The organism is Pantoea sp. ICBG 828, from assembly GCF_002928355.1.
Lineage (GTDB): Bacteria > Pseudomonadota > Gammaproteobacteria > Enterobacterales > Enterobacteriaceae > Pantoea > Pantoea dispersa.
Genome location: NZ_POWN01000001.1, coordinates 873414 through 886479 on the forward strand (window position 1 = coordinate 873414; position 13066 = coordinate 886479).

The 13066-nt window shown below is 60.5% G+C and carries 11 protein-coding genes; 9 read left to right on the top strand and 2 right to left on the bottom strand.

What is annotated here, in order from left to right; all coding sequences use genetic code 11:
* Nucleotides 1-23 precede the first annotated feature (23 nt).
* The 5 genes from modF to gpmA all read left to right on the top strand — a co-directional run bounded on the left by modF (nucleotide 24) and on the right by gpmA (nucleotide 5884).
* A complete protein-coding gene (gene modF, locus C1Y43_RS04150) occupies nucleotides 24-1496 on the top strand; it encodes a molybdate ABC transporter ATP-binding protein ModF (RefSeq protein ID WP_104187140.1) in 1473 nt (490 codons plus the stop codon).
* A 262-nt stretch (nucleotides 1497-1758) separates the two neighbouring features.
* Nucleotides 1759-2802, top strand: coding sequence for a galactose-1-phosphate uridylyltransferase (gene galT / locus C1Y43_RS04155; protein ID WP_104187102.1), 1044 nt, complete (start codon nucleotides 1759-1761; stop codon nucleotides 2800-2802).
* Nucleotides 2803-3951 (top strand): galactokinase, encoded by a 1149-nt coding sequence (galK, locus tag C1Y43_RS04160; protein WP_058781271.1) that lies wholly within the window; start codon nucleotides 2803-2805, stop codon nucleotides 3949-3951.
* Nucleotides 3945-4979, top strand: coding sequence for a galactose-1-epimerase (gene galM / locus C1Y43_RS04165; RefSeq protein ID WP_058757860.1), 1035 nt, complete (start codon nucleotides 3945-3947; stop codon nucleotides 4977-4979). The genes galK and galM overlap by 7 nt, the downstream gene beginning before the upstream one ends.
* 152 nt (nucleotides 4980-5131) lie before the next feature.
* A complete protein-coding gene (gene gpmA, locus C1Y43_RS04170) occupies nucleotides 5132-5884 on the top strand; it encodes a 2,3-diphosphoglycerate-dependent phosphoglycerate mutase (RefSeq protein WP_010616013.1) in 753 nt (250 codons plus the stop codon).
* Between the two features lie 63 nt (nucleotides 5885-5947).
* On the opposite strand, the gene aroG is transcribed toward gpmA, so the two are convergent.
* Entirely contained in the window at nucleotides 5948-7000 is a 1053-nt protein-coding gene (aroG, locus tag C1Y43_RS04175) for a 3-deoxy-7-phosphoheptulonate synthase AroG (RefSeq protein WP_021508517.1), read from the bottom strand.
* A 297-nt stretch (nucleotides 7001-7297) separates the two neighbouring features.
* Here aroG and C1Y43_RS04180 point away from each other — a divergent pair, with 297 nt between their 5' ends.
* The 4 genes from C1Y43_RS04180 to zitB all read left to right on the top strand — a co-directional run bounded on the left by C1Y43_RS04180 (nucleotide 7298) and on the right by zitB (nucleotide 12335).
* Nucleotides 7298-7654, top strand: a complete 357-nt coding sequence (locus tag C1Y43_RS04180; protein ID WP_088516301.1) for a YbgS-like family protein — start codon at nucleotides 7298-7300, stop codon at nucleotides 7652-7654.
* Between the two features lie 103 nt (nucleotides 7655-7757).
* Nucleotides 7758-8342, top strand: a complete 585-nt coding sequence (locus C1Y43_RS04185) for a response regulator transcription factor (protein WP_021508519.1) — start codon at nucleotides 7758-7760, stop codon at nucleotides 8340-8342.
* Entirely contained in the window at nucleotides 8324-11404 is a 3081-nt protein-coding gene (locus C1Y43_RS04190; protein WP_166718397.1) for an ATP-binding protein, read from the top strand. Before C1Y43_RS04185 ends, C1Y43_RS04190 begins: the two co-directional genes overlap by 19 nt.
* Entirely contained in the window at nucleotides 11379-12335 is a 957-nt protein-coding gene (zitB, locus tag C1Y43_RS04195; RefSeq protein WP_104187104.1) for a CDF family zinc transporter ZitB, read from the top strand. The genes C1Y43_RS04190 and zitB overlap by 26 nt, the downstream gene beginning before the upstream one ends.
* Here the strand turns inward: zitB and pnuC are convergent.
* Nucleotides 12332-13051: a nicotinamide riboside transporter PnuC gene (gene pnuC / locus C1Y43_RS04200; protein WP_021508522.1), complete on the bottom strand. Its 720-nt coding sequence runs from the start codon at nucleotides 13049-13051 to the stop codon at nucleotides 12332-12334. The genes zitB and pnuC overlap by 4 nt on opposite strands.
* Nucleotides 13052-13066: the final 15 nt, after the last annotated feature.

Consider the following 13066-nt stretch of genomic DNA (forward strand, 5'->3'; position numbering starts at 1 on the left):
TGATGCAGAAAACGGAACAAATCATGGCCTCATTGCAAATTTCGCAAGGCATATTTCACCTGAGCGATAGCCGTACCCTGACCCTGCCGGACTTAACCCTGCACAGCGGCGAAAGCTGGGCCTTTGTCGGTGCAAACGGCAGCGGTAAATCCTCGCTGGCGCGCGCGCTGTCCGGCGAGCTGACGGCGGCAAAGGGCGAGCTGCGGCAGGATTTTCAGCGCCGCACCCGTCTGTCACTGGAGCAGCTGCAACAGCTGGTGACGCAGGAGTGGGAGCGCAACAACACCGATCTGCTGAGTGAAGGCGAAGATGACACCGGCCGCACCGCGCTGGAGATCATTCAGGATGAAGTAAAGGATGAGGCGCGGGCGCAGGCGCTGGCCCAGCAGTTCGGCATCAGCGCTCTACTGACTCGCCGCTTCAAATACCTTTCTACCGGCGAAACGCGCAAAACGCTGCTGTGTCAGGCGCTGATGGCGCAGCCGGATTTGCTAATCCTCGACGAACCTTTTGATGGTCTGGATGTGGCATCGCGCGCCAGTCTTGCCGATACGCTGCATCAGCTGCATCGCGACGGCTACACCGTGGTGCTGGTGCTGAACCGCTTTGACGACATCCCGGATTTTGTCCAGCAGGTCGGCGTGCTGGCGGAGTGCACGCTGACACACGTGGGCGCGCGCCAGGCGATTCTCGCCGAAGCGCTGGTGGCGCAGCTGGCGCACAGCGAACGCCTGCAGGGCATGGCACTGCCGGAGCCGGATCAGCCGGATCAGCTGCCGCAGCTGGCAGCAGATGCGCCACGCGTTATTCTGCGCAACGGCGTGGTGTCGTATAACGATCACGCGGTGATCGACGGCCTGAACTGGCAGGTCAATCCCGGCGAGCACTGGCAGATCATCGGCCCCAACGGCGCGGGTAAATCGACCCTGCTTAGCCTGGTCACCGGCGATCATCCGCAGGGCTACAGCAATGATTTAACGCTGTTTGGTATTCGGCGCGGCAGCGGTGAAACCATCTGGGACATCAAGCAGCATATCGGTTACGTCAGCAGCAGCCTGCATCTGGATTACCGCGTCAGCTGTAATGTGCGTACGGTGATCCTTTCAGGCTTTTTTGATTCGATCGGTCTGTATCAGGCGGTATCGGATCGGCAGAAAGCGCTGGCGCGCCAGTGGCTGGCGCTGCTTGGCATGGACAATGCGCTGGCCGATGCGCCGTTTCATAGCCTGTCGTGGGGCCAGCAGCGGCTGGTGCTGATTGCGCGCGCGCTGGTGAAGCACCCGACGCTGTTAATCCTGGATGAGCCACTGCAGGGGCTCGATCCCATTAACCGCCAGCTGGTGCGCCGCTTTGTGGATGTGCTGATCGGCGAAGGCCGTACCCAGCTGATGTTTGTGTCCCACCACGCCGAAGACGCGCCGCAGTGCATCACCCACCGCCTGAGTTTTGTAAAACAGGGCGCGGGCTATGTCTATCAGCAGGAGGCGTTGCGTTAGTTTTCATTGATGAGCGGGTCGCCATCCATGGCGGCCCGGCGATAACAGTACGCACCTGACAGATTTCCTTCCCTAAAAATGTAACCGCTACCACTAGCCTGCCGCATTATTCAGCAAACGCTGCGCATAAACCCACAAAATGAGAATCGTCACCTTGTGTAAACGATACCATTTATCCAGACTGGATCACGCTTTCAGCGCCACCGTTATGCTACGTTGAAGGCAGTGATTTTCTTCTGTTTGCCGATTACCAGGACTTGTTATGCAAAAATTTAACCCGGTCGATCATCCGCATCGCCGCTATAACCCGTTGAGCGATCAATGGGTGCTGGTGTCACCGCATCGCGCCAAACGTCCGTGGCAGGGTGCGCAGGAGACGCCAGCGCTGGAGCAACTGCCCGCACACGATCCGGACTGCTTCCTGTGCGCCGGTAATACCCGTATCACCGGCGACAAAAATCCCGATTACAAAAGCACTTACGTGTTCACCAATGACTTCGCCGCGCTGATGACCGATACGCCGGACGCGCCGCAGAGCGATGATGTGCTGATGCGCTGTGAAGGCGCGCGCGGTACCAGCCGGGTGATCTGCTTCTCGCCAGATCACAGCAAAACCCTGCCCGAACTGCCGCTGCACAACTTGCAGGACATCGTGCGTACCTGGCAGGAGCAGACCGCTGAACTCGGTCAGCACTATCCGTGGGTGCAGGTATTTGAAAACAAAGGCGCAGCCATGGGCTGCTCGAATCCGCATCCGCACGGTCAGGTGTGGGCCAACAGTTTTCTGCCGAATGAAGCGCAAAAAGAGGATGACAACCAGCGCCGCTACTTTGCCGATAAAGGTACGCCGCTGCTGGTGGATTACGTAGCGCGCGAACTGCAGGACGGCAGCCGTACCGTGGTCGAAACCGAACACTGGCTGGCGGTGGTGCCGTGGTGGGCGGCCTGGCCGTTTGAAACCCTGCTGTTGCCTAAAACGCACGTGAAACGCATTACCGATCTCAGCGAGGCGCAGCGCACCGATCTGGCGCTGGCGCTCAAGCAGCTCACCAGCCGTTACGACAATCTGTTCCAGTGCTCGTTCCCCTACTCGATGGGCTGGCACGGCGCGCCGTTTAACGGCGAAGCCAACGATCACTGGCAGCTGCACGCGCACTTCTATCCCCCGCTGCTGCGCTCCGCCACGGTACGAAAATTTATGGTTGGCTACGAGATGCTGGCCGAGACCCAACGTGATTTAACGGCGGAACAGGCAGCAGAACGTCTGCGCTCTGTCAGCGCTATCCATTTCCGCGAGGAACAATAAATGTCTTTAAAATCGATCACTCAACAGGTTTTCGCTGACACCTTCGGCTACGCGCCGAGTCACAGCATTCAGGCACCGGGCCGGGTGAACCTGATCGGCGAGCATACCGATTACAACGACGGCTTCGTGCTGCCCTGCGCTATCGATTATCAGACCGTGATTGCCTGCGCCCGCCGCGACGATCGCCAGGTGCGCGTGGTGGCGGTGGATTACGACAATCAGCAGGATAGCTTCTCGCTGGATGCGCCGATTGAGCCGCTCAGCGAACCGATGTGGGCCAATTACGTGCGCGGCGTGGTGAAACATCTGCAGCAGCGCGACGCCAGCTTTGGCGGCGTGGATATGGTGATCAGCGGCAACGTGCCGCAGGGTGCCGGTCTCAGCTCGTCCGCCTCGCTGGAAGTGGCGGTGGGCACCGTGTTCCAGCAGCTGTATCAGCTGAAGCTCGACGGCGCAGCGATTGCCGTTAACGGGCAGGAAGCGGAGAACCAGTTTGTTGGCTGCAACTGCGGCATCATGGATCAGCTGATTTCAGCGCTCGGCCAGCAGGATCACGCCATGCTGCTGGACTGCCGCACGCTGGGCACGCGCGCCGTATCCATGCCGGAGGATGTCGCGGTGGTGATCATCAACTCGAACTTCCGCCGTAATCTGGTGGGCAGCGAATACAATACCCGCCGCGAGCAGTGCGAAACCGGTGCGCGCTTCTTCAACAAAAAGGCGCTGCGCGACGTGACGCTGGAGGAGTTTGCGGCGGCAGAACAGCAGCTCGATCCGCTGGTGGCCAAACGCGTGCGTCACGTGATCACCGAAAACGCCCGGACGCTGGAAGCGGCGGACGCGCTGAGCAGCGGCGATCTGCAACGCATGGGTGAGCTGATGGCCGCCTCGCACGCCTCAATGCGCGACGATTTTGAGATCACCGTGCCGCCCATCGATCAGCTGGTGGAGATCGTCAAAGCGGAAATTGGCCCGCGCGGCGGCGTGCGTATGACCGGCGGCGGCTTCGGCGGCTGTATTGTCGCCCTGATGCCAACCGATCTGGTCGATCAGGTAAAAGCGGCGGTGGCGCAGCAGTACGAAGCGCAGACCGGCATCAAAGAGACCTTTTACGTGTGCAAAGCCTCAGCAGGAGCCGGCCAATGGTAAGCGACGTCAACTCTCATGCGCCGGACGGCCAGCCGTGGCGCATCACCGTTTTGCGCAACCGCAACGGCATGGTCGCCACCTTTATGGACTGGGGCGCCACCTGGCTGTCGGCGCGCGTGCCGATGCAGGACGGCAGCGTGCGCGAAGCGCTGCTCGGCTGCGCCACGCCGTCCGACTATCTGCATCAGGATGCTTATCTCGGTGCCACCATCGGGCGTTACGCGAACCGCATCGCCTTCGCTGAGCTGAAGCCGCTTAACCGGCTGCTGGCGGCCAATCAGGGTCCGCACCAGCTGCATGGCGGGCCGCAGGGTTTCGACAAGCGCCGCTGGCAGATCCTCAGCCAGAGCGACAGCGAAGTGCACTATCGTCTTGATTCGCCGGACGGCGACCAGGGCTATCCCGGCAATCTGATTGCCGATGTGATTTATCAGCTCGATGACGATAACTGCCTGTCGATTCGCTATGAAGCGCAGACCGATCAGGCCTGTCCGGTCAACCTGACCAACCATGCTTACTTCAACCTTGATGCGCATCATGGCGACGCGCGCCAGCATCGCTTACAACTGCAGGCCGATCGTTATCTGCCGGTGGACAGCGCAGGCATTCCCAATGCGCCGCTGAAAGCGGTGGACGGCACCAGCTTTGATTTCCGCCAGCCGAAACGCGTGGCGGATGAGTTCCTGGCCGACGACGATCAGCGCGCGGTGAAAGGTTACGATCACGCGTTTCTGCTCACCACCGCCGGTGACAGCAGCCAGCCTGCTGCGCAGCTGTGGTCAGCGGACGACAAACTTAGCGTGAGCGTGTTCACCGCCGCGCCGGCGCTGCAGTTCTACTCCGGCAACTATCTGGAGGGAACGCGCGCCCGTGAACAGGGCAGCTATACTGCTTTCCAGGGCATCGCTCTGGAGAGTGAGTTTTTACCGGATTCGCCCAACCATAGCGAGTGGCCGCAGCCTGATTGCTGGCTGCAGCCCGGCGACACATGGCACTCCGTGACGCGTTATCGCTTCACCCCGCACTAAGCGCCGGTTGAAAAACGCGCACTGCGGTGCCGACAGGCTTACGCCGTGCGCTGTTTTCCGCTATGGTATGGCGCTATCAGTGTGCCGCTGAAATCAGCGGCCGCAGCCGGTTTCTATCATCATCGAAACATTAAGCATTAAGGAGTAAAGCTATGGCCGTAACTAAGCTGGTTCTGGTGCGCCACGGCGAAAGCCAGTGGAATCAGGAAAACCGCTTCACCGGATGGTACGACGTGGATCTGTCCGACAAGGGTCGCACCGAAGCCAAAGCAGCCGGTCAGCTGCTGAAAAAAGAAGGTTTCGTGTTTGATTTTGCCTACACCTCAGTGCTGAAGCGTGCCATCCACACTCTGTGGAACGTGCTGGATGAGCTGGATCAGGCCTGGCTGCCGGTCGAAAAAACCTGGCGTCTGAACGAGCGTCACTACGGTGCGCTGCAGGGTCTGGACAAAGCGGAAACCGCCGCCAAATACGGCGACGATCAGGTGAAACAGTGGCGCCGCGGCTTTGCCGTTACGCCGCCGGAGCTGGATCGTAACGACGAGCGTTTCCCGGGCCACGACCCGCGCTACAAATCACTGACCGACGCGCAGCTGCCAACCACCGAAAGCCTGGCACTGACCATCGATCGCGTGATCCCATTCTGGAACGAAAGCATTCTGCCGCGCATCAAGAGCGGTGAGAAAGTGATCGTTGCCGCGCACGGTAACTCACTGCGCGCGCTGGTGAAATACCTCGATAACATGAGCGAAGATGAGATCCTCGAACTGAACATCCCAACCGGCGTACCGCTGGTGTATGAGTTCGATGAGAACTTCAAGCCAATCAAACATTACTATCTGGGTGATGCCGACGAGATCGCAGCGAAAGCCGCCGCCGTTGCTAACCAGGGTAAAGCGAAGTAAGTTCACGCTGAAACGCAAAAGGCCAGACGCGAGTCTGGCCTTTTTTTATGCCGTGCGCTGCCGTTAGCCGCGACGGGTTTTGATCGCCTGCGCCAGCTGACGCAGCGCTTTTTCCGTGTCGTCCCAGCCAATACAGGCGTCGGTGACGCTCTGGCCGTACACCAGCGGTTTACCGCTGTCGAGGCTCTGGTTGCCTTCCACCAGGTGGCTCTCAATCATCACGCCGGTAATCGCCTGCTCGCCGCCGGCAATCTGCTGCGCCACGTCTGCGGCCACCACCATCTGACGCTGGAACTGCTTGCTGCTGTTGGCGTGGCTGAAGTCGATCATCACCTGTGGACGCAGGCCCGCTTTTTCCAGCCCGGTTTTCACCGCCGCAACATGTTCCGCACTGTAGTTCGGCTCCTTGCCGCCGCGCAGAATGATGTGGCAATCTTCATTACCGCTGGTTTCGACAATCGCCGAATGACCATATTTGGTGACTGACAGGAAGCAGTGCGGCGCGCTGGCAGCACCGATGGCATCGATCGCCACTTTGATGGTGCCGTCGGTACCGTTTTTGAAGCCAACCGGACAGGAGAGCCCGGACGAGAGCTCGCGGTGCACCTGCGATTCGGTAGTACGCGCACCAATCGCGCCCCAGCTCATCAAATCCGCCATGTATTGCGGCGTGATCATGTCGAGGAACTCACCGGCAGCCGGCAGTCCGGTGTCGTTGATATCCACCAGCAGCTTACGCGCCAGGCGCAGGCCGTCGTTAATCTGGAAGCTACCGTCCATGTAAGGATCGTTGATCAGCCCTTTCCAGCCCACCGTGGTACGCGGTTTTTCAAAGTACACGCGCATCACCACTTCCAGCTCACCCTTCAGCTCCTCGCGCAACGTCAGCAGGCGAGCGGCATACTCTTTGGCTGCCTGCGTATCGTGGATGGAGCATGGCCCAATCACCACCAACAGGCGGTCATCTTCACCGTGCAGAATGCGGTGAATGGCCTGGCGGGCCTGGGCAACGGTTTGAGCAGCGTTATCGGTGGCGGGGAATTTTTCCAGCAGCGCAACAGGGGGCAGTAACTCTTTGATCTCTCTGATGCGTAAATCGTCGTTCTGGTAATCCATACTTATTCCATTCAAATTTCTGGCCCTGCGTACGCCGGGCGCAACCCGTCCAATGTATCCCTTCAGGCACCAGGTGTAAATTATGTCCTTTGTGCAAATGGCTCGCTCAGATTTGCATTTATTCGTTTCTGAACTAAGCTTTTTAAACGTAAGCACTGAGGAATGAGGTGCTTTCGCTATTTATATTCATGCCGAACACTCATGACGGAATTAAATTCCGTCGCGGCACGCTTTTTTCGTCAAACAGCACCAGCGGGTGTCACGCGGCAACTATCCATTTATTACAGGAGCATAATGATGAATAAGTTTGCATTGATTTTTCTGACGGCAGCGATGACTTTGGGCAGCGGCGCAGCACTGGCTGCGGATAACAACAACGGCCAGGCGAATGCGTCAGCAGAAGCCGGCGCAGCCGCGGGCGGCGCGAAAGAGAATCTGCCGCCAAATAATGTCGACAATAGCAACATTAATAATGGCAGCATGAACACCAACGGTGCCGCGACTTCTGGAACCAGCTCCGGCAATATGTCGGCCAGCCAGGAACACAAAAATACCATGTGTAAAGATGGTCGCTGCCCGGATATGAATAAGAAAGTTGAAACCAAGGAAGGCGGTGGTCACGTCAAACATAAAACTGACGGCACCACGCAGTAATCCACGCGGAGCGTGATGCAGGGCGAGCTTCGGCTCGCCCTGTTGTTTTTCCCCTGCCCTATTTCCGCTATGCTAACGCTATGAAATTCACAGGAACTGTTTCATGGCCGCGCTGCTGCTTATCGATGATCACCCTTTAGTTGAAGTCGCGCTGGAAGCGGCCTGCCTCAACGCCCCTATTCCATTACAGCTGTACGCCGCCGGTGACGAAGCCCAGGCGCGCCAGCTGCTGCAACAGCATCATATTGACCTGATTGTGCTGGATATCGGCCTGCCGGATAGCGATGGCTTGGAGCTGCTGCGCCGTCTGCGCGCGCGCCATCCGCAGTGTCCGGTGCTGATTTACTCGGCCCAGCAGAGCCGTCACACGCTGCTCAGCGCCGCCTCGCTCGGGGCGGCCGGCTATGTGGTGAAGAGTCAAAGCATGGCGCAGTTGCTGAGCGCGATTCTGGCGGTGCTGGGCGGCCAGCAGGCGTTTCCGCCGCTGCCGGAGCGCATTGCGCTACCGCTCACCGAGAAAGAGCAGCAGATTGTGGCGCTGCTGGTGCGCGGGCTGTCGAATATCCAGATTGGCGAACAGCTGCACATCAGCAATAAAACCGTCAGCACCCACAAAAAAAATATCCTTGAGAAGACCGGTGTGCAGTCGGTAGTCGAGCTGGCAGAACTGTGGAAAGCGCAGCAGTGAAACGCTGGCTGCTGCTGTTCGCTGTTTTTTTCAGTCTGCTGGCACGCGCCGGATTGCAGCCCGCCAGCAGCGTGATGCTGCCCGCCATGATGCCCGCGCCGCACGCCGAGCCGTGGCCGGGACCGGTGCTGCGCGTGGCGGTGCCGGCGCAAAACAGCGCGCCCTGGGCGATGCGCATCGGCGATCGCATCTGGGGCATTGATGCCGACTATCTCAGCGCCCTCAGCCAGCTGAGCGGCAGCGCATTCAGCCTGCACGGCTACCCTGACTTTGCCGCCCAGCTGGCGGCGCTACAGCGTGGCGACGTGGATATGGTGCTGAGCACCCGCCAGCGCGATCTGCCCGCCGACGTACTGACCAGCGAGAGCTGGTTCACCAGCCCGATGCGCATCTACCGCAATCGCGACAACCAGCGCGCGGTGATGTTCAACAGTGACAACGCTCAGCTGACCATCGCCGCCGACACGCTGGCGCAACTGCCGCAAACCTTTGCACATCGCCACCGCTGGCAGACGCTGCCCGGCAATTTACAGGCGCTGTATGCGCTGCTGAACCAGCAGAGTGACTATCTGGTGGCCGATGAAGCCAGCGCCGGTTTCCTGCTCAGCCAGCTGCAGCAGGGACAGATTTATCAAATCACCGCCGATCCCGGTGCCGGCGAGCTGTCGCTGCGCGCGCAGACACGCGATCCGGCGCTGATTGCCTGGCTCAACCGCCAGCTGCGTTTGCTGCCAGCGGAGTTCAGCAATCGCGTGCAGCAGCGCTGGAGTCCACCGCTGCTGCGCTATCAGGATACGCAAACCCTGATGCTGACGGGCGAAGAGAAACAGTGGCTGGCGCAGCAGGATGCCATCCCTTATGCCGCCGAGAGCGATAACGCGCCGTGGAGCTATCGCGATGCCAGCGGCAACGCGCGCGGCTTCGGTATTGACCTGCTTAACGCCCTGAGCCAGAGTACCGGCCTGCGTTTCACGCCGCGCTGGGTTAATAATCCGCAGCAGGCCGCCAGTCTGTTACAGCAGCAGCAGGTGATGCTCAACCTGTTACAGCCACTGTACGGGGACGATGCTAACCGCACCACGCTGCCAGTGTGGCGCGCCATCTGGGGCATTTACACGCTGTCCGACAGTCAGCCGATGGGCTGGTCCGCGCTGCACGCTCAGCGCGTCGGCGTGCTGCGGGGCGATCTGGCGCAGCGTCTGCTTCCGGCTGAGATCGCGCCCCAGCTGTTCGACGATCGCGCCCAGCTGTGGCAGGCCCTCAACACTGGCCAGATTGATGCAGTGGTGGATAACGTGCTGTCGGCGCGCTGGCGCATGGCCAGCCATGAGGGCAACCGCGTGCATCTCGCGTTTGTGGCCAGCGATATCGCCTGGCCGCTGGCGCCGCAGGTGAGCGCACAGCAGCCACAGCTGAGCGCCCTGCTCGACCATGCGCTGCAGCAGATTCCGGCAGATACGCTGAACCAGATGCGCGTCAGCTGGTCGCAGCCGCCGCAGCCCGGCACCACCATGACGATGCGCAATGTGCCGCTGCTGATTTTGATTGCGGCCGCCGTGATCATCCTGTTGTTGCTGGTATTGCTGCTGCGCCGTTATCTGCAGCAGCGGCGTGAGCGGTTACAGCGCGAGCAGGCAGAACGCGCCAATGCCGCTAAAAGTCAGTTTCTCGCCACCGCCAGCCACGAGCTGCGCACGCCGATGCAGGCGATTCTCGGTCTGCTGGAGCTGGAGCAGCAGCAGCATCCGAGCGCGCGGCTCGATCTGATGCACAGCAGCGCCCGGTCGCTGATGACGCTGCTGAACGACCTGCAGGATCATGCGCGTATCGAGAATCACAGCTTCCGCCTGACGCCGCGCCCGCTCGATCTCACGCTATGGCTACAGCAGCAACAGCAGTTTTATCACCCGCTGATGCGCGATGGCGGGCCACAGCTGCACGTGGCGGCGCTGACCCCGCTGCCGGCCAGCGTGATGCTCGACAGCGATCGCCTGCAGCAGGTGGTGAACAATCTGGTGGCCAATGCGCTGAAATTTACCCGCCACGGCGAAATCCGCCTGACGCTGGCGGTCACCGGGGATATCGCGCTGACGGTGAGCGACAGCGGCAGCGGCATTCCGCTCAGCGAGCAGGCGCAGCTGTTTGAACCGTGGTATCAGGCGCCGTCGGGCAAGCGCCATGCGGTGCAGGGCAGCGGCCTCGGACTGTTTATCTGTCGCGAGATTGTACAGCGCATGGGCGGCACGCTGTCGCTGGACTCCGCACCGCAGCAGGGCACCACGGTGAGCGTGCGCCTGCCGCTGGAACCCTGTGCGGCGACGGCGACAGATGACGCCACGCACTGGCCACACTATCCGCAGCTGCGCGTGGCGATTGTCGACGATCACCCGACTAATCTGCTGGTGATGCAGCAGCAGCTGGCGAGCTTTGGCATTACTGCGGCGGTGTTTGAGGATGGCCGCGAACTGCTGCGGGCCGATGCGCAGCAGCCGTTTGATGTGCTGTTTATCGACCAGATGATGCCGCGCCCGGATGGCCTGACGCTGCTGCGCATCCTGCGCCGCCGTCAGCGCCAGCGCGTGCAGCCTGCGCTGCGCATACTGTGCTCCGCCGACGTACAGCTGCTGAAACTGCCGCTGCAGGCGCACGAAGCGCAGCTGGTCAAGCCGGTGACTCTGCGGGATATTGCACCGCTGCTGGCGCAGGCGGTGCGCGATCCGTTGCAGGTGTTGCCGGACAGCCTGCAGATTCTGGCGCAGCACAATCCGGCTTTCATCCCGCGTATTTGCCATACCCTGCAGCGTACGCTGCAGCAGGATCATGATGCGCTGCTGCAGGCGAGCGCGGCCGCAGACTGGCCCCAGCTGGCGCGCGCGGCGCACCGCCTGAAAGGCAGCTGGCTGATGCTCGGCATTGACGACGTAGCCGCCCGCTGCCAGCAGCTGGCCGACGCGGCAAAACAGCATCAGCCTGACCCTGATAATCTCAATTTACTGATATCATTAACGAACAGGCTACTTAACCAACTGGAACGTTATGGCACACACTCATTCTCACAGTGAGCACGGCGGCAACCGCACGCGTCTCGCCGCCGCGTTTGGCGTCACCGCGCTGTTTATGGTTGCCGAGGTCATCGGCGGGCTGGTGTCCGGTTCGCTGGCGCTGCTGGCCGATGCCGGACATATGCTCACCGACGCCGCCGCGCTGCTGATGGCGCTGCTGGCCGTGCAGTTCGCCCGGCGCAAACCGAATGCGCGTCACACTTTTGGCTTACTGCGTCTGACCACGCTGGCAGCGTTTGTGAACGCCATCGCGCTGCTGGTGATTACCGTCCTGATCGTCTGGGAAGCGCTGCGCCGTTTTTACCAGCCCGAGCCGATTGAAGGCGGGCTGATGCTCGGCATCGCCATTGCCGGCCTGCTGGCGAATCTGCTGTCATTCTGGCTGCTGCACCGCGGCAGCGAAGAGAAGAATCTCAACGTGCGTGCTGCCGCGCTGCACGTGCTGGGCGATCTGCTGGGTTCGGTGGGCGCAATCGTGGCGGCGGTGATCATCATGCTGACCGGCTGGACGCCGATCGATCCGATTCTGTCGCTGCTGGTGGCGTTGCTGGTGGTGCGCAGCGGCTGGGCGCTGCTGCGCGAGAGCCTGCACGAATTGCTGGAAGGCGCACCGACGCATATCGACGTGGATAAGCTGGCGCGGGCGCTGACGCGTCACATTGATGAAGTGCGCAATGTGCATCATGTGCATGTGTGGCAGGTGGGCGAAAAGCCGGTACTGACGCTGCACGTACAGGTGATTCCGCCGTACGATCACGACGGCCTGCTGCGACGTATTCATCAGTATCTGCACCAGCATTATCAGATTGCCCATGCCACGGTGCAGATGGAGTATCAGCCCTGCATCGGCCCGGACTGCGAGTTATGCGAGGAGAGCGGCACGCAGCACGAGCACGCAGCGCTGGAAGGCCACGCGCATCACCACCACTAATGGGACAGCGCGCGCGAACCCTGTTCCCGTGCGCTCTGCATCCACAGACGCGTGCCGTTCAGCGCGATCAGCGTCAGGATGGCGTACTCCAGCGCCATGGCATACACGCCCTGACGCGCAAAGATCATCACGCTGATAACGTTGATCACCACCCACAGCAGCCAGTTCTCGACGTATTTGCGCGTCATCAGGATCATCGCCACAATCGACAGCACCATCATGCAGGAATCCCAGAACGGGAAGGCATCCGGCTGCAGCTGCGGCATCACCACGTTAAGGCCGAGCGACTGCATCAGACCCACCGCGGTGCGCGTGAGGAAAGCGAATACCGGGTCGATATAGCGCGTCATCAGCGCAATGGCGATCACGCAGGCGGCGCCCCAGCCGATGGCTTTCGGCAGCGGCAGCCAGCGGATTTTCAGCGCCGCTTCATGGCTGCTGGTCTGCCGGCTCCACGCGTACCAGCCGTACACGTTGGCAACAAAGAAGAACAGCTGCAGCAGCAGGCTGGCATACAGCTGAATCTGAAAGAAAATCACCGCAAACAGCGTGACGTTAATCAGACCAAACAGGTAGTTGATAATTTTTTCCTGGCTGGCGAGCCAGATACACAGCAGGCCGGCCAGCGTACCAATTGCCTCAATCCATGACAGATCGTAGCCGCCGACGCCAATCGGAATATGAACCAGAATATTGTGTGTGCTAAAGAAGTCCATCATCTGCACCTGTAT